The organism is Pseudomonas sp. SWRI111 (genome assembly GCF_014268555.1).
GTDB lineage: Bacteria > Pseudomonadota > Gammaproteobacteria > Pseudomonadales > Pseudomonadaceae > Aquipseudomonas > Aquipseudomonas hamedanensis.
Map to the genome: position 1 here is coordinate 754,118 of NZ_JABWQQ010000001.1, position 21,880 is coordinate 775,997.

12 protein-coding genes and 1 pseudogene are annotated in these 21,880 nt (G+C 55.3%); 3 read left to right on the plus strand and 10 right to left on the minus strand.

The window, feature by feature from the left end:
* Nucleotides 1-157: 157 nt before the first annotated feature.
* Nucleotides 158-643, plus strand: a complete 486-nt coding sequence (locus tag HU755_RS03065; protein WP_186630565.1) for a flavin reductase family protein — start codon at nucleotides 158-160, stop codon at nucleotides 641-643.
* A gap of 149 nt (nucleotides 644-792) precedes the next feature.
* Nucleotides 793-1,836 carry an LLM class flavin-dependent oxidoreductase gene (locus HU755_RS03070; protein ID WP_186630566.1) on the plus strand — a complete coding sequence of 348 codons (1,044 nt, stop codon included), beginning with the start codon at nucleotides 793-795 and terminating at the stop codon, nucleotides 1,834-1,836.
* A 316-nt stretch (nucleotides 1,837-2,152) separates the two neighbouring features.
* Here HU755_RS03070 and HU755_RS03075 read toward each other — a convergent pair whose 3' ends face one another.
* The 10 genes and pseudogenes from HU755_RS03075 to HU755_RS03120 form a co-directional block, all read right to left on the minus strand.
* Entirely contained in the window at nucleotides 2,153-2,800 is a 648-nt protein-coding gene (locus HU755_RS03075) for a hypothetical protein (protein WP_186630567.1), read from the minus strand.
* Nucleotides 2,790-2,894 (minus strand): HNH/endonuclease VII fold putative polymorphic toxin, encoded by a 105-nt coding sequence (locus tag HU755_RS27830; protein ID WP_369408042.1) that lies wholly within the window; start codon nucleotides 2,892-2,894, stop codon nucleotides 2,790-2,792. The genes HU755_RS03075 and HU755_RS27830 overlap by 11 nt, the downstream gene beginning before the upstream one ends.
* Nucleotides 2,895-3,232: 338 nt before the next feature.
* Nucleotides 3,233-3,418 carry a hypothetical protein gene (locus HU755_RS03085; protein WP_186630568.1) on the minus strand — a complete coding sequence of 62 codons (186 nt, stop codon included), beginning with the start codon at nucleotides 3,416-3,418 and terminating at the stop codon, nucleotides 3,233-3,235.
* Between the two features lie 134 nt (nucleotides 3,419-3,552).
* A complete protein-coding gene (locus HU755_RS03090) occupies nucleotides 3,553-3,867 on the minus strand; it encodes a hypothetical protein (RefSeq protein ID WP_186630569.1) in 315 nt (104 codons plus the stop codon).
* Between the two features lie 468 nt (nucleotides 3,868-4,335).
* A complete protein-coding gene (locus tag HU755_RS03095) occupies nucleotides 4,336-4,650 on the minus strand; it encodes a hypothetical protein (RefSeq protein ID WP_186630570.1) in 315 nt (104 codons plus the stop codon).
* Between the two features lie 580 nt (nucleotides 4,651-5,230).
* The gene (locus HU755_RS03100) at nucleotides 5,231-5,725 is read right to left on the minus strand and encodes a hypothetical protein (protein WP_186630571.1); all 495 of its coding nucleotides are present in this window, start codon (nucleotides 5,723-5,725) and stop codon (nucleotides 5,231-5,233) included.
* A gap of 132 nt (nucleotides 5,726-5,857) precedes the next feature.
* A pseudogene (locus tag HU755_RS03105) lies at nucleotides 5,858-6,523 on the minus strand (transposase); the annotation flags it as partial.
* Between the two features lie 664 nt (nucleotides 6,524-7,187).
* On the minus strand, nucleotides 7,188-7,649 hold the full coding sequence (locus HU755_RS03110) for a hypothetical protein (protein WP_186630572.1): 462 nt from the start codon (nucleotides 7,647-7,649) through the stop codon (nucleotides 7,188-7,190).
* Nucleotides 7,646-19,024 carry a filamentous hemagglutinin N-terminal domain-containing protein gene (locus HU755_RS03115; protein ID WP_186630573.1) on the minus strand — a complete coding sequence of 3,793 codons (11,379 nt, stop codon included), beginning with the start codon at nucleotides 19,022-19,024 and terminating at the stop codon, nucleotides 7,646-7,648. Before HU755_RS03115 ends, HU755_RS03110 begins: the two co-directional genes overlap by 4 nt.
* 26 nt (nucleotides 19,025-19,050) lie before the next feature.
* Nucleotides 19,051-20,757 (minus strand): ShlB/FhaC/HecB family hemolysin secretion/activation protein, encoded by a 1,707-nt coding sequence (locus HU755_RS03120; protein WP_186630574.1) that lies wholly within the window; start codon nucleotides 20,755-20,757, stop codon nucleotides 19,051-19,053.
* A 224-nt stretch (nucleotides 20,758-20,981) separates the two neighbouring features.
* Between HU755_RS03120 and HU755_RS03125 the strand changes: the two genes are divergently transcribed.
* Entirely contained in the window at nucleotides 20,982-21,800 is an 819-nt protein-coding gene (locus tag HU755_RS03125) for an alpha/beta fold hydrolase (RefSeq protein ID WP_186547721.1), read from the plus strand.
* The last annotated feature ends 80 nt before the right edge of the window (nucleotides 21,801-21,880 follow it).

A 21,880-nucleotide genomic window follows, 5' to 3' on the forward strand; every position in this document is an offset into this window, starting at 1 on the left:
CTGCTGGACCAGCCGTAAGCCCCGTAAATGCTGAGTTTCCGACGAACGCAGCACGTTTATCGGTTCAGCTTAAAAGCCCTTGCAAAGATTGAATACTGGTATACCATCAGACCAATAAACACATAAAAACAGCGTCACAACACCCGAGGACCGTCCAATGATCGATGCCACCCTCTACAAACAAGTCATGGGCTCGTTCCCGTCTGGCGTCACCGTCATTACCACCCTGGATGACGACGGCCAAATCGTCGGCCTGACCGCCAGCGCGTTCAGTTCGCTGTCGATGGATCCGGCGCTGGTGCTGTTCTGCCCCAACTACAGCTCCGACTCCTATCCCGTTCTGATCAAGAACAAGCGCTTTGCGATTCATCTGTTGTCCAGCGGCCAGCAAAGCGAAGCCTATGCCTTCGCCCGCAAAGGCAAGGACAAGGCGCAGGGCATCGAATGGACCTTGAGCGAACGGGGCAACCCGATCCTCGCCAACGCGACGGCTATCATCGAATGTGAACTGTGGCGCGAATACGAAGGCGGCGACCACGCCATCATGGTCGGCGCCGTACAGAACCTGATCGTCCCCGAGCAAGTCGCCGGGCCGCTGGTGTACTGCCACGGCAAGATGGGCGCCCTGCCCGTTCCGGCCTGAGCAAAATTTCAGCCCCCCACACACTGTGGGAGGGGGCTTGCTCCCGAATGCGATGTGTCAACCACCAGAGGTTTCAATTGACCGAGCGCCTTCGCGAGCAAGCTCGCTCCCACATGTAGCCACAACAACAAAAGATCCGAGGAAGCGTCATGAAATTTTCCCTGTTCATTCACATGGAACGCTGGGACGAAAGCGTCAGCCACCGCCAACTGTTCGAAGACCTCACCGAACTGACCCTGATGGCCGAGGCTGGCGGTTTCAGCACCGTGTGGATCGGCGAACACCACGCCATGGAATACACCATTTCCCCAAGCCCGATGCCACTGCTGGCCTACCTCGCGGCGAAAACCACCACCATTCACCTCGGCGCCGGCACCATCATCGCGCCGTTCTGGCACCCGCTGCGCGTCGCCGGTGAATGCGCATTGCTCGACGTGATCAGCAACGGCCGCATGGAAGTCGGCCTCGCCCGTGGCGCCTATCAGGTCGAGTTCGACCGCATGGCCGGCGGCATGCGCGCCTCCAGCGGCGGCCAGGCCCTGCGCGAAATGGTCCCGGTGGTTCGCGCCCTGTGGCAAGGCGACTACGCCCATGACGGCGACATCTGGAAATTCCCCACCTCCACCAGCGTGCCAAAACCGATCCAGAAGCCCAACCCACCGATGTGGATCGCCGCCCGCGACCCCGACTCGCACAACTTCGCCGTGGCCAACGGCTGCAACGTGATGGTCACGCCATTGATGAAAGGCGACGAAGAAGTCGTCGACCTGAAGAACAAATTCCAGACCGCGCTGGATAACAACCCGGATGTACCGCGCCCGCAATTGATGGTGCTGCGTCATACGCATGTGCACACCGCCGACGATCCGGATGGCTGGAAGGTCGGCGCCAAAGCCATTTCGCGTTTCTATCGCACGTTCGACGCGTGGTTTGGTAACAAGCAAACGCCGGTCAATGGCTTTCTTGCGCCGAGTCCTGAAGAGAAATTTGCCGGGCGTCCTGAGTTTGAGCTGGAGAGCCTGCACAAGACCGCGATGATTGGTACGCCGGAAGAGATCATTCCGCGGATCAAGTACTACCAGGAACTGGGCGTGGATGAGTTCAGTTTCTGGTGTGATAACAGCTTGCCCCATGCGGAGAAGAAGAAGTCGCTGGAGCTATTTATCAAGCATGTGGTGCCAGCGTTTCGCTGATAGCACGTTGGCCTGATGCTCAGCAAGCAAGAAAGGGGCGAATTCATTGACGTGAATTCGCCCCTTTTTTTAATTGGCAAAAAAAAGGGGACAGTCCCCTTTTGTCCCTTTTGTCCCTTTTGTCCTTTTGTCCTTTTGTCCTTTTGTCCTTTTGTCCTTTTGTCCTTTAAAAGATCATAAAACTCCTTCGCAACATCTTCTTCGGGCATTGAGTCCGGAAGCAAGCGATAATAAGAAATATTCTTCATTATTTAAAGTTCACCGTGGGTCAGCGCCCTGCGCGGATGTCAGAGGGAGAAGGGGGAAATCCCCTTTACTAATCATTTAAGGCTAATAAAAGATTGTCCAGTACCTGTCGTCCTCCAACACCGACAACTCCATTATCAAGATCATCAAATTCACCAAATTTCGCCATTAATAACCCGTTCCCTTCCGCCACGTACTCGCACAGGACCAGATCCTCCGAAAGCATTCCAGACCAGCCAATGAACAACGCTTTTTCCATATCTAAATCTATGGGCACAATGGCTACATAAGAACATCGCTCAGATAAGATAGCTTCTAAGATTGTCCCGTCTGACAGGTCCGATAGGCGAACACCTCCAAAAAACTTTAACTTCCCATCGTGTTCCACGGTATGCATTATCGAATGAATTCCCCGAGGGACCTCAATTCCCCGAGATTTTAACCCACCCCATAGCCCTAGGTATTTGACGATCTTCGTGCCTGGCTGCCAAGCCGAATTACTCAAAAGAAACCAGACTGCATATCCCGGCATATTTCTGACAACGCATTGATGTATGAAATCGAATATTATTCTTAATGACTCATAAGGCTCCGCCGACGCGACAAAACTAGCTGCCGATAATTTTAACCTGCAATTTCCGTTGCCCCCATTCAGATTGAGTATTTGATTGGAAACTGATACGTCATTTTCTCTCAAAATTTTGATTTCAGTAGTCATAATGATTTCCCGCTTCGTCGTTAAAATGCGCCCCCCGATTTTGCGGATCACCCTCGCCGTAATCATGTCCCGCTATATCGTCACGAATTCTCACTGTCCGCGTACCGCCACCTGAAGCAGGAACTTCAAACTCATAAATAAAAAAGGGGACAGCCCCCTTTTACCCCAAACCTTAAATATCAATCTTTTCCAAATCATATAAATCTATGGAATTTTTTGGCGAGAATGGTGCTTTACTAATAATATTCCGAACCCTTTCAGGGAGCTCCGAAAACACTAGCGGCGCCACAGGCCTTGCTATTAATTTATACTTTTTGTCTTGTGAAAAATCGTAACTAAAAACACCTTTTCGAGCCACATCGCAAAAAGTCCGCAAATAGCGCTCCCGCTCCACCTCACCAATTAATAGAAGCAAGTTACTTTCAACAATTTCTACATCAGAGTCAGCAACTCTGGAAAAAAAATAATCGTAATCACTTCGTAATCTTCGATCGACCGTCTTATTGCTTCGGGAACGAACCCTTTTCCCGCCGTAGCAAAATGCAACACCACATCTCCTCGGCACGACGTAAACCAATCAAGATCGTTGAGCTCTAAAAACTCTTCATCCATATTCATATTCCAACTTCAGATACATTAGTGCAGTTTTCACAGCGAGGGACTACTTCCCCGTTCTGGGTCGGATTGCAGCAAAAAAGGGGACAGTCCCCTTTTTACCTGAAGTGAATTCGCCCTTGTTTGTTTTCTTCCAATTAATCAAAGATTTCTTTCCGACGATATACAACCCTATCGGCTTCCGAGTTAACAGGTAGCTCGCCATCTCCAAACAAGATTTCCCACTTGCACTTTAAGCTAGAGTCCTGATACGCGGAATACTGACAGATAATGTCATTAACCTCCTCTACATCCTCTTCAACATCATGTTGAAGGTAAAACTTTATCACCCATACTTCACTATCTCGAGAGAGCACCACCATCCTAAAATTTGGAGTAATGGCACCTAGCATCGACTGCACTAGCATCAACACTTGAAAATTCCAGTCTTTCAACTCCGCATCAGCATTCATCTTTGCGTCCAATTAGGATTTGTAAGAAGAAAGGGGACAGTCCGCTTTGGCACGTCCACTTTTGCCCTCCCGCCCCTTTCGTCCAGCAACAAACTTCGGCGAGTTGCCAGGCAATAGCATTTTCTCGGTAAAACAAGCCTTAGATTATCGTTTCAACCCCACCAAATATTTAAACGGTCCGACACCCCCATCAAACCCTAGAGCCGATATCAACTTTAACGTCTCTAAATACTCTTCTTCCGATATCAAAAAAGGGCAAAAAAGGGGACAGTCCCCTTTTGTCATAGCAAGAAACTGCTCTCATCTCTGAATTCTCAAAGTTCCCACCCACCGCATAGAAAGGGGAACAGCGAATACCGGGAAAAATCGGCGAAAGCTTGACGCGATGAGGTGCATCATCAGGCGCAGGGCCTGGAGTAGATTTATGGGGCAACTCAGGATCTGTCCCATGCCCCCTCATTTGCCCCATCAAACGGTGACTAAAATAAATTCTAAAAATATATCTTTGTTTGAAATCGTATCAAGAAAGTGCCTAGCGGATCTTCTAGACAAAGCGGCGAACTCCTCACCAGCAGTCGTCAGCTTAGAAAAATCCGCTATACAATCCAAGTCAGGAATTCTTTTATCTGCGATAATTTTAAACCCTTCAACTCCGAGTACGACCGCATCGTGCTCGTCGCAATAGTCCAGCAACTTACGGCCATCGATCAAATTAAATAAAGGCGTACTGCCCCAGACCCTAGTAGGCTCAGGACCGCCACCTAAAGGTACGAATTCTTTCATTGCATTACTTCCATGGTGCAAACCAGCTTTTAAAAAATGACCGCAATCCTCTTCGCTCCAGGATGCGCAGACTTTGCCAACTTCATCAACAAGTCGTAACCGGAAAGCCCAGCTTCTGAATTCAGATGAAGACTTTACACATAAACGTATTCACGTAGACAGCCGTTCAGTGCTTGGACATTGCTCAATGGTTGATCCTCGTTTGCTGTAAACCCCAGACACTTCACCTAACAACTTACCCTGATTTTTATTTACACCTTATTATCGGCAGCTCTCATCAGGATACGTACAACTTCATCAAACTGTTGATCCGGCATACCTCTCAACGATCTGAAACCTTGCCAATGCCAAATTGCGGGCAAGATCCTACTATCCAAACGATCAAATTTTGCCTGAAACACATTAGCTACAGAATATTTATCCAACTCAGGGTCCCGCTCCAGTCATATTCAAAACTATACTAGGAGGTTTCCCATCCAGAATCCCGTCCAGCAAATGTTCATTTTCCGAAGGTGACATAAGTAATCCCGTCAAGAAAGAAAAGTGAAAAAGGGGAACGTCTCCTTTTGTCCACAGATTACTACTGAAAGATCGCACCGTTATTTTCTATCTGCGTCAGAAGCTCAATTAGGTCCGCACTATCTGACCTGGCGAGCAATACTGGGTCGTCGTATTCATCCAAATTTTCCCGCAACCAGGATTCGCCAGCCCGAATAACATGAGCTTTCACCATAGCGCCGAATTCATCGCAAGAGACAATGACTTGCAATACTTCGGGACTGGAGCGAGCTGACCAATGCTCGATCAGCCTATTAGCGAATAGCAAAGCCTCACCTAACCAGTTTAAATCAACATAGTCATCGATATGAATTGAATTGACGTAGCATTCATAGCCCGTGCGATCTTGAAGATAATCCAAACCAACTGCAGTACTTGAAGACTTGAAAAAATTTAACAGTTCACAGCCATTACGCTGAAAGAAACCTTCTTCAGCAATTGAAGCCAAGTCATCAGAAAGCTTATCAGGCAGGCGTAGCATCGATAAGGCTGCAGTCATCACCGCATTGCATTTCATGGTCGCTCTCCTAGATATTTTGTCATGCCTTTCACTACGGTTTTCTTGAAATCAGGTCTCTTCAATAGTTTGTTTACGGACTTCGGAGCCCCCACAAAAGTATTGGCAACAGGATCATAAAGATATTTGGCGTTATCTACACCTTGATAGAGGGGGGGACAGGGGACAGACCACGTTTTCCACTAAATCGTCGGCTTTTTTTGGCCGTCCCGGGGTCCCTCGCTGCACACGACGACCGATCATTTCCTCGACATCAACGGCAAACTTTGAACCGCCAAAAACATTATTTCCATTGGTCGCGTCACGAATCTGGTCAACCAATTCTGACTCTAAGTCATTTTTGAATAGTTCGCGGTAAGCATCTGCCGGTTGTCCGCCCTGTCCTCCAAGCGCCAAATACTCAGCATGAGGGGTAACAATGTGTGATCGCTCTGATTGCACGTTAACACGGTAGCTTGACCAGCGATATTCTGCCGGATGATTTACCATTTTAGCTCTGACGGGATTCATTTCGATGTATCGATAACAGCACAACAAGTATCGTTCTTTTTCAACAAGGCATGAACGATACCTGCCGCCCCACAAACTCCCGCTGCGACTATACGTACGATTTATATATTGGGCATACCTCTGTCCGACACCTTTCATCAGCAGGCTTGCGCTATTGGAATTATGAGGACTGACTAACAAATGAATGTGATTGGTCATTAAGCACCACGCATGAATATCACAATCATTTTTAGAAGCCTGCTCGACCAAAAGCTCCAAATAAAAAAGGTAATCTTCCTCAGTAAAAAAACAGACAGATCTATTGTTTCCTCGCTAAATCAAGTGGAGTGGTACGCCTGGTATCAAAACTCGGGCTCTACGCGGCATCGATGAATCCTTTCAATTGGTCGAACTGAAAGCTTAGCGGGCCGCAAGGTAAATATGACGGCAAATTTTTACGTATTGTTGCAGTCAATTACATCAAACGTGGTCTGTCCCCCTCCCCCCTTTACTCCGTTCAACTCACGCATTTCATTCAAAACAATCAGAAGCCTCGAATAAATCAGTAGCGGAACCTCGACTACAACCTCATCACCCGACGCCTCTATACCTAACGGAAGTAATATATCAAAATTTCTTTCCTGAGAAGTCGCTGAGAATACCGACGCATCTAGATGACTCCTTATACTTATAACGCTTTTAAAATAAACGTTTTTTTCCAACTCTTTTGACGAAATCGAAAATCCACATTGAAAAACCCTGAAAATATCGATCCCAAATGTTAACTGATAAATCCCAACACCTAAAAATTCATGATTAATACCGGGGATAAAACATCCGTATCCGGACGAGTTAATACTATTTATTTGTTTCATAACCTTGATCAATGCAGCCCTCTCAAATATCGGGAACAGGCAGCAATGGGGAGAAACCACGTTTTTTGGAGCGCTTTCTAAACGTGGTCTGTCCTCATTTATCTTTCGGCAATCACCGAATCAATCTTTTTTAGCTCACCTACATCCATGAAAATCGTTGGTGATAACGGCGCCTTACTAATGATTCTCCGAACTCTTTCAGGAAGCTTCGAAAACACTAGCGGCGTAACAGGCCTTGCTATTAGTTTATATTTTTCGCCTTGCGAAAAGTCATAACTATAAACACCTTTTCTAGCCATATCACAAAAACATTGCAAATATCGGTCCCGCTCGAGCTGACCAGTGAAAAGAGGCAAGTTATTTTCGATTACTTCGACATCAGAGTCGGCCACCCTAGAGAAAAAATAATCGTAAATCTCTTCGTAATTTTCGATTGAAGCCCTTATCACTTGGGGTATGAAACCTTTTCCTGCCGTAGCAAAATGCAACACCCCACCTTCTTGGCATGACGTAAACCAATCAAGATCGTTGAGTTCTAAAAACTCTTCATCCATATTCATTTTTCAACTCCAAATATATTGATACAATTTTCACAGCGAGGGACTACCTCCCCGGTTCTGGGTCGAATTGCAGGAGTAAAAGCGATATCCTTTAGCCGCAGTTTTGGATTGTTCAAGAGCAGTTCGTTAGCTGCCCGGAATTCTGCACAGCGTCCAAGCGTATTGCCACATGCTGTCTTCACACCCAAGCCGCCTAAGCTGTCTGCATATGCCTTCAGTTCGGGAGCAATTGTAGTCGGCACCGTTCCGCTTGACGACGTGACAATTTTCCCCGTCCAAGGGTCAACCGCTCCGATCACGGTCGGTGGTTTGTACTTACCGAAGGTTCCAATGAACACGTCCAGTTGACTTCTAGCATCATCTAAAAGCCTCGACAATGGAGCGATGGCGGATTCGGTCTTACCAACTACACTTCCCGCTCCTCCCAAGCCCCCAGTAAGAACAGTCCCAGCGATCTCCGCATGATCACCAAGCATCGTCTTGTGGCCAGAGTTCAACTCGTCAGTGTGATTGGAATCTTGGAAATCCTGAACGATTCCCCGCTCATCAGGGTTCAGCCCGCCATTGGCGTCATAGTCCTCCAGTGCGAGCGTCCCGCCTTCAGCTGCTGTCGTTTGAGCATTACATTCAGCGAATCCTTCGCATTTGAATAGCTCAGAGCCACTGGTCTTGGCGCTAAGCTCGGCATAATGATCCTTGACTTTCTGTCGGCAGAATTCTGGGCTTTCACTCGTTCTACAGCCCTTCAACTCCTTGACGAGATCATCCGCTTGCTGGTGGTTCAGGAAGTTGAACTGCGTAGCATTGTTGGCAATCCACGAGGCCACCTCCAGCGATTCCTGATCTGTGTCGCCAAGCGCCGTCGCGGACAGCACTCCAACAATCTGTGACCCCATGAGCAACAGTTCGGGGTTGCCCTCGAACCATTTATTCATTTCCCCGACAAGAGCTTCATTCGCCCCAGCCGCCAATGCACCCGTCGCGAAATCTCCACCAGTCATTTCGGACAGCAGCCCACCAACCGCAGCGTGAATAATGACTTTCGTCGCAGAGCCATCATCCACAACACCCTTCGTAAGGTCACCGACCATGTTGAAGCTGAACGCTGCGACGGTGTTGAAAAGTGCGGTTTGCAGCAAATTGCCAAGGTCAGCATCGCCTCCCACTGCCTTGCTGATCAACGCAGACGTACTGCCTTGGATAATCTGGCTTCCTGCGAACTTACTCACTCCCTCCCACGTGGCCAATGACGGTCCGGCATATTTGCCATTGGGGTCAAATTTCACGCCAGTCAGCTTATTCAGATACTCCGACATCAAACCGGCCGTCAGCCCGGAAACCACATAACCCTGCAGCGCATCAGATGAAGTAACGTCCGCGAAAACCGCTCCAAGGTCCCCACCGTTATTAATAAAACTGGTCGTCGCATTCGTCGCTGCGCCGGTAGCCACTGCCGCGAAAGTTGCGGCCCAGAACGTGCCCATCCCACTCAATGCCGTCAACGCTGCCGGTCCAACAACCGCAGCCATCACGATCGCAATGATCATCTGCGAGGCTGGACCAAGCCCCGAATTGTTGTACTTGAACGATTCGTGAATTTCCTTCACGAGCCGCCAGTCGACGTCCCCGCGGGCCTCGGCTTCCTTCAACCACGCCAACTGCGGGTCAGCCTTGACCATGCTGTCGATGGTCTGGCTGACGGACTGCTGGTTCACATCCTTGATATCGATCTTCAAGCCATCGACGGCTTTGATAACGATGTTGCCCTTGGCAATCATCTGGGTCTGACGCAGAGTTTCGTCCGTGTTGCCCTTGCCCTTGGAGGACACCCACGCAGCGTTGTTGTCGGTTTTGGTGTGGCTTTCGTTGTGAAGGTCTTTCACTGCTTCAAAAGTGATCGAGCCACCGCTGTCCAGTGTGATGTTGTTGCCACTTTCAAGTTTCGCGACCTGATAAAGCTGGTCGCCTCCGCTCTTGAGCGTCAGATCGCCGCCAGACTTGATTTCGGAGCCGACGTACTTGTTGTCAGTGACCTCGTCGTGCTGCATTTTCAGCTTGCCGAAGCCACCCTTTTTCTTCATGTCATACAGCGAGTAATCAGTGTCCTGCAGCGCCAGGATCTGCAACTTGTCGCCCGCCGCCAAATACGCCTCATCCCCCGCCGTCACCCGGCTGGAAATCACACTCAGGTCTTTGCCCGCATCCAACCTGACGTCGCCGCCCGCGGTAATACCTGACATGACCTGGGTGACATGGTCCTCCTGGCGTTTCTCGTTCTTGTTTTTCGAGTTCGAGTGTTCTTCATCCGCCGCCGAGGTGATGACCAGGTTTTCAGTCGCCTTCATCGATATATCGCGCTTGGCGTCGATCTGGCTGGCGATGACGTTGATGTCGCGCTTGGCATCCGCCTTGAAGTCACGCCCTGCATCAATGTCAGCGCCCAGCTGAGTGATGTCACTGGCGCTCGCCCTGTCACCCAGTGACACACTGTTGCTGACCTGCACGGATGCCACGTTGACGTCGCGACCGGCGTTCAGCGTCATGTCCTGCCCGCTTTTCAGAACGCCGCCGATGACGTTGATGTCCTTCGCCGCTTTGATGGTCAGGTCATTCACGGCTTCGATGCGTGCTGCGTTGTCGGCAAAATCCTGATGACGAGTGACGGAGCCGTACTGGTCGTCCATCGAGGTGATGGTCCGCTCGTTGATCACATCGCCGGTGCGCGTGGTCAGGCTGACATCTTTGCCGGTGATGATGCCGCCGGCCTTGTTGATGATGTTGTTGGTCGCCAGCAGGTCCAGACGATTGCCCGCCTCGATCGAACCGCTGTTGACTAGGTCTTTGCCGGCTGTAGCGGAGAGGTTGTTGGTAGCCTTGAGCGTGCCGACGTTGTCGAGATTTTCCCCGGCGATCAGCGTCACGTCATTACCTGCAATCAACGCCCCGGTCGGGCCGAGGCGGCCATTGGCTTGCGCCAGATACACCACCGGCACCAGCACTTTTTCGCCGTTCACTTCGTGCTCTTCGAGCCAGACGATGTCGTGGGTCAGCGCTGCGACTTGCTGCGAGGTGAGGCCGACGCCCACCGACAAGTTGAGCGCGTCCTTGCTGGCGATGGCGTTGTTCATCAGGTACTTGAACATGCCCTCGTTGGAGGTCTGGCCGTCGAGGAACGCCTGGCCGGTGCGCGCGGTGACGGCTTGCTGGATCAGGCGTTGTTCGTAGAGGCCATCGCCCAGGCGTTTGGCGCTTTGGTCGGGGTCGTAGCCGAGTTTGTCGAGCAGGTAATCGGAGCTCATGAACGATTTGAGGTTGGTGAGCGCCGGGTTGGTTTCGATCAGGTATTTATGCGGGTTGGACGGTGCCTGGGTGTCGGGCAGGCCAGTCACGCGGGTGACCGGACGAGTGTCGATCGACTCCTTCATGTCGTTGCCACGGTCGTGCAGACCCGGCCCTGCAGAATCCACCGGAACTTTGGCGTCGACGCTGCTGGCAGCTGTTTTCATTACGCTCGGTTTGCGGTCGAAGGTGTCGACCACGCGCGTACTGTCGGAGACCGCAGCCGGCGCATCGATGAAGAGATTGCGCGGTCCACCGCTGGTGGCAGCGACTGCGTGCTCTTGGGTATCGACTGTCTCACTGCCAACCGTCCAGGTCGGTGCTGGCCCGATGTTGCCGGCGACAGCGTCGCTGCTGCCCTGCCCGCTCAAACGGAACAGACCGTTCTCACCCGTCGGCAAGGAAAACCCGGGCAGGCTCAGCGGATTGAGCTGCTGTTGAGCCAAGTCCGGCGGCAATTGACTGTTGATGCGCACCACGGTGGTGTTGCTGGTACCGACGCTGGTATCGGCGACTTTGTTGGTGCCGCCGGTTGCGCTGTAGTCCTGCTGGATAACGCTGTTTTCAATTTCCTTGGTGGCATTGATCGAGACCTTGCCACCGGCCTGAATCACCGCGTTGCGTCCGGTCGTTGTGCCGGGCGCACCCGCGCCATCGACGCTCACTTCAACCGAGTCGCCCTTCTGAAACTGCGTCAGTTCGGTCGGTATGGCCATCAGGTTATTCGGGTCGTACAACGATGGCGTCGACGTCTCGAACCCAGCGCTGTAACCCGACATGGCTCGGCCATATTTGCTGTTACCGACGTTGGCGCCGGTCTCGGCGTCAACGATGACAACGCTGTTGCCCACGGTTTTGGCAATCGCTTTACGGATCAGACCTTCAGGCGCGATCACGTAATACATGAACGGGAAATCAGGGTTGTTGCGCTGGTTGTACGGCATCATCACGTTGGCCATGAATTGCGCCGTGGTGCCAGTGCCCATTTCGAAGTTGTACTGACGGGTAACCTCGATGGTCCCGCTTTGGGTGCCTATGTTCTTCAGGCTGACCGCGGTGATGTCAATGCCACCACCCGCCGCTATCGTGCTTTTGCTGTTGAGGAACGTACCGCCGTGGAAGACGAAATCCTTACCAACGTTGAGGACGGCAGACGCGCTGTTATCGGTATCGATGAACTGGTACGTCTCGCGAGTCGCAAGGAAGTTGTTGAACGTACTGCCCACGCAGTCACCGCAGGTGGCCGCGATAAAACCAGAAATCAACTTGCGTTCAGCCGACGCCGTCGGGCCTTCGGTGCGGTTCTCGAACACATCGGCATCCAGCGTGAACCCGCCGCCGCTCTCCATCGAACCGGAAATGTTGTACACCCCCGCCGCTCGTGTGCCGCCGCTATAGCCGGCGATCACCACGTTGCCCAGACCGTAGAAATCGCCGTTCTGGTTGGTCAGCGTACCGACGCCGAGCGTCATGTCGTTGCCGCTGAAAATCAGTCCACGGTCGTTCAGCAAGACAGGCGCCTTGACGATCAGGTTTTGCGCCGCACCGAGGGTGCCGCGGTTGGTGAGGTTGCCAGCGTCGACGGTCAGGTCTTCGCCGGAAGTGATGCGACCGGCATTGACCAGTTGCCCGTCAATCTTGATGGTCGACGTCGCACCTGCGGCAAAACTGCCGGCTGCGCCGAGGTTCATCGAAGCCGCAGACAGATAGGTGTCGCGCAGGCTGGTCAAGCGCCCGTTGCCGCCATAGTTGCCGGACAAACGCATGTCGATCGATCCATCACTGGCGATCAAGCCATCGTTGGCCCAGTTGCCCCCGCGGATCTGCAACGAATCGGAAGCCAGCAATTTGCCGCTGGCGGTCTGGCTGAACTCGCGCACGTTGACGTTGAGGCGGCCGGCCTGAATGACGTTGGAGTTGCTCCACGTATCAGCGTTGAGTTCCAGCAGTCCACCGGTGACGATGCTGCCGCCAGCACCGATGACATTGGCGGTGGAGATGTCGAACTTGCCGCGCCCGACATGGTTGAGTTGCCCGCCGCCGTTGAGGAAGCCACCGAGGGCGAGGGTCATGTCGACGTTGGCGGTTTCCAATACGCCATTGCGGTTGTCGAGCAAACCACCAACCTGGAACAGGGTCTTGCCAGTGTTGCCCAGCGAACGCAGACGACCATTCTGGTTGTCGACACTGGCGGCTTTTACGCTCAATTGGGTGTCACTTTCGATGACGCCCGCGCCGTTGCGCAACGCACCGGTGAGGCCGAAATCAATGCGATTCGCGGCGATCTGTCCACTGGCGTTTTCCAGGTTTGAACCGGTGACGCCCAGCAATCCTTTCGCATACAGCACCCCACTGCTGTTATCCAGCGCTGTCGTGGTGATGCTGCTGTCAGCCGACTGCGCGGAAATCCGCCCGCCGTTGTTGCTCAGCCCGGCCAGTGCCGACAGGGTCAGGCCCTGCGCCTGAATGATGCCGCCCTGACGATTATTGTTGAGGTCGAAGCCGTTGCGCAGCACGCCGACCGTGCGTGCTTCCAGTGCGCCTTTGATGCTGGACAGCGTGCCGCCACGGTTGTCGATGTTGGCCGCTTTGACGAAAACATTGCCGTTTTGCGCGATGACCTTGCCGCTCTGGTTATCGAAATCGCCGCTGACGTCGAGTGTCAGTGCGCCTTCGCTCTGGATCGAACCTTTGCCGTTGCGCAGGCTCGCCGCTGCCAGTTGAACGCCGGCCTTCTGGCTGTAGATCAGACCATCGGCGCTGTTGTCGACGGCGCCCGTTGCGGTGATCTGCAACTGATCATTGGCAGCGACCGTGCCCTTGTTGCTGTTGTCCAGCGAACCGGTGTGCGCTTCCAGGGTTTTCTGACTGGCGATCTGGCCGTTCTGGTTGCGCAGAGCGGTCACGCCCTTGATGACCAGCGGCCCTGCGGAGGCCAGTTTGCCGGAGCCGTTGTTCAGCTCCCCGCTCAGGTTGAGAGTGACCGCCTCGTTACTGGCGATCTGTCCGCCGCTGTTGTCCAGACGGGTTGCTGTGGCAGTGAAAGCCTGTTTGGCATTGACTGAGCCGCTGGCATTGGTGAACGCCGTGCTGACCACATCCAGTGCCGCGCCGCTGAAAATCAGGCCCAGATTGTTATCCAGCGCACCGCCCAGCGTCAGGGTCTGCCCAGCGCCGCTGCTGAGATTGCCCTTGTTGCTATTGTCGAGACTTCCCGCTTTGACGATCAGGTTACCTTCGGCGACCAGCGCACCGCTGCCGCTGTTGAGCAGCGCCCCCTTGAGGTCAACGGTGACGTCGGCGAACTTGCTTGAGACCGTGCCGCTGTTGCGGTTATCCAGGCTGTCGCCGTTGACGGTGAGTCCTTGCCAGCCCGAAATCAGGCCGTTCTGGTTGTTCAACGTGGTGCCACGCAACAGTAGTTTTTCGCCGCTGATGATCTTGCCGGAAGTGTTGTTCAGCGCTTGTGCAATGAGATCAAAACCTGCGTTGCTGGAAATCTCGCCGCTCTGGTTGTTGAGGTCATGCAGACGTTTGAGCGTCAATGGACCTTTGGCGGTCAGCAATCCGCCCTGGTTGCTCAGATCTCCGCCGGCCAGATCCACGGAAACGCCTTGTTCACCCCGCAGGCGTCCGCCGTTCTGGGTCAAGGACGTCAGTTTCAGATCCATGTCACCACTGGCAGAGACTTCGCCGCCGTCGCTGGAGTCCAGGCCGGTGGCGGTCAGGGTCAGGTTGCCTTGGCTGTTGATCAGTCCACTGTCGCGGTTGTTCAACTCGGCACTGTTAATCTCCATGGATTGCGCCGAACTGATCAATCCTTTCGCATCGTTGCGCAGCAAACCGTCGACGGTCAGGTCGAGACCGCCACGGCTGACGATGTTGCCGGCGCTGTTGTTCAGGCTTGCCGCGCGTACATCAATCGACGCCGCGCCAATCAGGCCCTTGACGTTGTTCAGCGCCGCCGCAATACGCAAGGTCAGGCCCTGAGTGCCCAAGAGCCTGCCGTTGCTGTTATCCAGGCTTTGCGCGGTGAGGGTAAACGCCTCGGCGCTGGAAATCGTACCGCCCTGGTTGTTGACGCCGTTGAGCTGCTTGAGCAGCAGCGTACCCGGAGCGTTGATCAAACCACCGATGTTGTTCAGTTGGCCGTGGTTCAAATCCAGGCTCAGTTGCGTGTTGCTGAACAGCTTGCCGCCCTGTTGATCGAGTCCGCTGACCGACGCCGTCAGGGCGTTTTGACTGCCAATGCTGCCGTTGCCGCCATTGGTGACCTGACCGGCAGTCAGGTTCAACGTGTCGGCGCTGCTGAGCCGGCCATTGCTGTTATCGAATGCACCCGTGCTGATGCTGACGGCGCCTTTAGCGCTGAGGATGCCCTGCGAGCGGTTGTCGAGGCTGGCGCTGTTGAGCACAAGGGCGCCGTCGGTGACGATCTGGCCGCCCTGGTTGTCGACGCTACCGTCACTGTTGACGGTCAGATCGCCGGCGCTGGACAGACTGCCGCCGGTGTTGGTCAATTGCGCTGTTTTGACGGTCAGCGCCTGTTCGCTGCTGACCTTGCCCTGACTGTTATCGAAAGCGCCCGTGAGGGTCAGTTGCATGCCGTGCTGACTGAGCAATGATCCGCCATTGACCAGGGTGCGTCCGCGCAGATCCAACGACGTACCGGCGTCGATCAGGCCTTTGCTGCGGTTGATCACCTCATCGACGATCAGGGTCAGCGCCTTGCCGGTGAAGACCTTGCCGCCCTCGCTGTTGTCGAGTTTTGTAGCGCTGATGTGCAGATCACCGTTGGTACTGATTTCACCGCCACGGTTATCCAGATCAGCGATCGTCAGGGTCATGTCCTGGCTTGAACCGAGCAGACCGTTCTGCCGGTTATCGACTTGATCGGCGTCCAGTTTGAGTACGCCAGTGGCGATCAACTGACCTTTCTGGTTGTTGAAGGCGCGTGCCTCAACACTGACGTCCGCTTTACCGGCAATGCTGCCTTGGCCATTGACCAACTCATCGGCGGTAACCGTCAGTTGACCGTCAGCGATGACCGTGCCGAGTTGGTTGTTCAGAGCCTTGTCGGTGGTCAACAGCAATGCGCCGCGGCTGCTGATCAAGCCCTGCCCGTTGTCGAGGCTGGCGCTGTGGCTGTCCAGCGAAGCACCGGAGATTACACCTTTGACGTTGTTCAGCGCCGCTGCAATGCGCAGGGTCAAACCCTGTTGGCTGAGCAGTTTGCCGTTGCTGTTATCGAGGTTTTGCGCCGCGAGCGCGAACGCTAGCTGACTGGAAATCTCCCCGCCCTGGTTGTTTACGCCGTTGAGGTTTTTCAGCAGCAGCGTGCCGGGGGCATTGATCAAACCGTTCTGGTTGGTCAGCTGGCCGTTGTGCAGATCGAGGGTCAGAGCGGACTTGCTGAACAGTTCGCCGCCCTGCTGATCCAGCCCGGTCAGCGAAACGTCCAGCGCCTGTTGGCTGGCGATGCGTCCGCTGGCGTTGTTGACCTGCCCGGCCTTGAGCGTCATTGCCGCACCGCTGGTGAGCTTGCCGCCATCGCTGTTGTCGAACGCGCCGGTTTCGACGCGGCTGATGCCCTGGCCGAAGATCACGCCTTTGTGGCTGTTATCCAGGCTGGCGCTGTTGAGGGTCAGCGCGGAGTCAGTGCTGATCGAACCGCCCCAATTGAGCAACGCGCCAGTGCTCGTCAGTTTCAGGTTACCGGCACTGCCGAGGCTGCCGCTGCGGTTGTCGATACGCGCGGCGTTGACGCTCAGCGCGCCCTCGGTGCTGATGACCCCGGCGTTGATCAGCGCATCGTCCAGCGTAATCACCAGACCGTTGAGGCTGTTGAGCGTGCCGCCGCTGTTGTCCAGCGTCGTGCCACTGATGGTCGCCGCGCCTTTGACGGCGGAGATCAAGCCCTTGTTCTGGTTGATCAGTCTGGCGACGCTCAGCCCGAGATCGGTACCGGCAAGAATTTTGCCGCCGTCGCTGTTGTCCAGACGCAGGCCTTTGACGTTCAGCAACAGGCTGCTGGAGATCTCGCCGCTGCGGTTGTCGATGTCGTCAACGCTGAGTGTCAGCGCTTTAGTGGTGCCCACCAGACCGCCGTTACGGTTGTCGAGGGTTTTACCGCTGAGGGTCAGATTGCCTTGGGCGACCAGTTCGCCGCCCTGCTGTTGCAGCAGACCGATAGTCGCCAGAAGGTCGCCCTGACTGGAAATCCGCCCGGCAGCGTTTTGAATCTCGGCGGCAGTAAGATTGAAAGGCCCCGCTGCGCTGACCAGACCGCCGCTGTTGTCCAGACGGTTGCCGACGTAAGTCAGGCCGGCCTTGCCGCTGATCACGCCTTTGTCGCGGTTATCCATTTGCGCGATATTCACGCTCAACTGCTGATCAGCCTGAACCACCCCGGCCCGGTTATCGGCCACATCGCCGCGCAACGCCAGCGTGCTTTTGCCAATGATTTTGCCGTCGCGGTTGTCCAGCGTACCGGCCTGCACATCGATGGCACCTTTGGCCGAGATATCGCCCTTGTTGCGGTTGTCGAGCGTGCCGCTGATGCGTGCGGTCAGGCTGCCATCGCTGACCAGCGCACCGCCCTGGCGGTTATCCAGACTCGCGGCTTTAACGAACACCGCAGCGCCGGAACCGAGCACACCGTCACGGTTGTCCAGCGCACCGCGCAGATCGATCGACAGTCCCAGATCACCGAGAACCTGGCCGCTGAGATTGTTCAGCGCCCCGCCTGTTACGGTGATGTTTTTCGCGCTGAGCATGCCGCTCTGGTTGTTCAGGGTTTGCGTGGCGTTGACGCTCAGGTTGCGGCTGGCGGCAAGGCTGTTGCCGGCGTTATCAACGATCTGTGCGCTCAGGCTCAGATCGCCGCTGGCATTGCGGCTGCCGTCAGCATTGACGCCGGCCTCGATGGTGCCAGCGTTGGTCAATTGACCGCCGGCGCTGAGGCTGATGCTGTCGCGCGCGGCGAGGGTCTGGCGGTTGGTCAGGTTGCCCTGGGTTTGCACGGTGAGTGCGCTGCCAGCGTAAACCGTGCCACGTGCATCGAGGCTGGCGGCCTTGACGTTGACCGCGCCGGCCGCCGATGTATCGGCCAGGCTCAGCTGGCCGTTGGCATCGAGCTGAATATCACCGCCGCTGGCAATCAGTTTGCCGTCGAGTTTCACCCCGACGCCGGCTTCGGTGCCGACCAGTTTGATCGCCCCGGCATACATGCCGCCGAGCGCCGAGGAATCGATCGCCAGTTGCGGCTTGGCGCTGCCGTCATCGGCGCGGGCCGTCGCATTCAGGCTGTCTGCATTGACGTCGTTGCGACCGGCAACGATGGTCAGGTTCTGCGCCTGAATCTGCGCGTTGATCTTCGCGCTGCGGGTGATGATCTCGAAGCGATCGACATTGCTGGCGTTGATGCCCGCGCCTTCGATGGCCACCGAACCCTGATCGACTTGAAAGCGATCCAGTCGGCCGTTTTCGATCACCGGTTTGCCGGTGGTCAGGGTGACGCGCGGCGAGTTGATGAAACCGCAACCGTTGCAAGTAATGCCATACGGGTTGGCGACAATCACGCGCGCCGACTGCCCCGCCACTTCGGTGTAACCGCGCAGCTGACTCGGGTTACCGCTGATGACTTCGTTGAGAATCGCCTGCGCCGAACCGCTGTTCTTCAGGTTCGGGTTGCCAATGACGTGGCCGCCCAATTGCGTACTGGAGGTCTGGGTTGCTCCGTTGTTGAGGATAACGCCCTGCGCACCAACGTTGTAATCGTGAAATTGGTTATGCGACAGCCCGCTGGCATTGGGCGTAGCGATGTTGACGATCGGCACACCGTTGCCGGCGCGATCCAGTGTGGTGTTCGGGTTGGCGACGACAATGCCGTCGGCCTGCGCCCACATCGGTTGCCAGAACATGACGTTCGCCAGCAGAAAGGCCAGCCCGCGCTTGGGCATGCCAAGAAACGTTTCTTGGTTGTTTGCGGCTGCGCGGGGCTGGTCGGCGAGCGAGACGGGGTGACGAACGTCCATGTGGGCGGTTCTCTAAAAAGTCGTTATCAGATGAAAAAGTCGAGGCGGAAATAGATCGGTGCTTCGCGCTCGGGCAGCGCGTCCGGTCGTTCCAGGGAGTGCGCGAACGTCACGCTCGCGGCGACGTGCTGGCCGCGGGCGAACAGCTCCAGCGAGTTGCTCGACATGCGCCCATGCTGATCGCCGTTGTAGCGATCGCCACGAATCACGCCCTGGTCGTAGCCGAGACTGGTGCCGTATTCGGCGAACACCGGTTGCAGCCAGTCGGCGGTCACCGGACGGCTCCAGCGCAAATCGTTGCGCCAGTAACCACCGCTGTCGCCGGACAGCGACTGGTCCTTGTAGCCACGAATCGATGACGATCCGCCGAGGCTGGTGCGCTGTGAGCTGAACAGCACATCTTCACTGCGCTGACCGGTCATCAGGCTGCTGAAGCTGAACGACTCGCCCCACAGCTTGAACGGCTGCAGGTAGCTCAGGGTTGCGCCGTATTTGCGGTAGCGCGCTTCGGGTTCACCGGGGCCCGGATCGTGACTGCCCTGCGCATCGAAAGCGCCGATGCCTTCCTGCATGCCCGCGTCGAAGTTGACGAACGCGCTGCCGACACGACGGCCATGGTTGAAGCCGAACTGCGCTTCGCTGATGCGGTTGCTGCTCAGTTTGAGCTTGCTGTCTTCGATGAAGTTGTTGGTGCGCAGGTAGGACAGACCGGCATTCAGGGAGGTCTTGCTGACCGAGTCGCGATGGATCACGCGTTCGGCGCGCAGCTGATGGTTTTCGCTATCGCCGGTTTGCTTGAAGTTGTAGCCGTTGGCGGCGATCTGCGATCGGTATTCGCTCTGGCTGTAGGTGTAGCTGAACGTCCACCAGCCCCACGGCAGGTTGTAATTGAGCATGGCGTTGTTGGAGGTGTGCTGATGGTCGGTCATCGCATCGTGACCGCCGCGCAGGCTCAACTGATCGGCGAGGCCCAGCGGGCTGTCCCAATCGAAGGATGTGCCCCACTGTTGCTCGCCGGTGCTGCGCTGACCATCATTGCTGCGCGAAAGACCGGCGCGCCAGGGTTTCTGCGGGTTGTTGGTGACGCGCACTTCACTGCCGCCGACATTCTGCCCCGGTGCCAGCTCCATTTTTGCCTGGTTCGAAGGCAGGCGATTGAGCTGATCGACCATTTGCTCGATCTCGCGCAGGTTCACCAGCTCACCACTTTTGCCGGGAAAAGCCATGGCCAGTTCGCGATCCGAGAGCCGGCTGTTTTCCGCGCCTTTCATGCCTTCAAGCTTGCCTTCGACCACCAGCACTTTCAGGTGCCCGGCGGACAGATCCTGCTGCGGCAAGTAAGCGCGACTGGTGACCAGACCTTTCTCGATGTAGTGATCGGTGATGACTTTGAGCAGTTCGTTGAGCTGCGGCACGCCGAGGCATTCGCCGATATACGGTTTGAGCAGACGCGCCTTCTCGCGCTCCGACAGGCTGTCGGCGCCCTTGAGTTCGATGTCGTTGATGGTGAAGCAGCGCGTATCGGCGGGGGCCGTCGGTTGCGCCGGCCTGGCATCTTTGCCGGGCAGATCCTTGAGCTCTTCGAGACGCCGCTGCTGCTCTTCGAGCAGGCGGTTCTGGCGCTCGCGGATCAGATCGGTTTCACCGGGGGTGGGTGCAGCAAGGGCAGATTGAAGTGCAGAAAGACAGAGCAGAGCCAGGCACAACCTCGCCGTAAAGGCGGGTGAAAACATCTTCGATCCCTCGACATAAAAAGTGACATCAAAATAGTGGCGCGATATTAGATGGCCATCATTTTGACGTCAAACTTATGTTTCGACCGTTCATCGGGGTCTGCGGCGCTATTCACACGCATGAAACCAGCACTTGCGTACAAGTGCCCTGCGCGGTTTGCGCGGATAGTGGCCGTTGCCCATTCGGCATCCATGCATCCCACCAGCGATCACAAGGAGTTTTCATGAGCACCTTCAAAACCCAAGACGGCACCGAGATCTATTACAAGGACTGGGGCAGTGGCAAACCCGTGCTGTTCAGCCACGGCTGGCCGCTGGATGCCGACATGTGGGAATACCAGATGGAATATCTGAGCAGCCGCGGCTACCGCACCATCGCGTTCGACCGCCGTGGTTTCGGCCGCTCCGATCAGCCGTGGACCGGTTACGATTACGACACCTTTGCCGACGACATCGCCGGGCTGATCAACCACCTGGACCTGCGCGACGTAACCCTGGTCGGCTTTTCCATGGGTGGCGGTGACGTCAGCCGCTACATCGCCCGCCATGGTAGCGAGCGTGTTGCCGGTCTGGTGTTGCTGGGCGCGGTGACGCCGGTGTTCGGCAAGCAAGCCGATTTTGCCGAAGGCGTCGACAAGTCGGTGTTCGACGGGATCAAGGCCGGTCTGCTGAAAGATCGCGCGCAGTTTATCGCTGACTTCAATACGCCGTTCTTCGGTATCAATCAGGGCCAGAAAGTCTCTGACGGCGTACTCACGCAAACCCTCAACATTGCGCTGCTGGCCTCGCTCAAGGGCACCGTCGATTGCGTCACTGCGTTCTCGGAAACCGATTTCCGTCCCGACATGGCCGTGATTGATGTACCGACGCTGGTGATTCACGGCGACGGCGACCAGATCGTGCCGTTCGAAACCACTGGCAAGCAGGCGGCCGCGCAAATCAAGGGCGCCGAGTTGAAGGTTTACGCGGGCGCGCCGCACGGGTTTGCCGTGACCCACGCGCAGGCGCTGAACGAAGATCTGTTGGCGTTTCTTAATCGATAAATTGCGCACCAGCCGTCTTTAAATGCCGATGCACCAAGGCCCGCGCAATGCGGGCCTTGTGTTTTGCGCTATGGTATTTC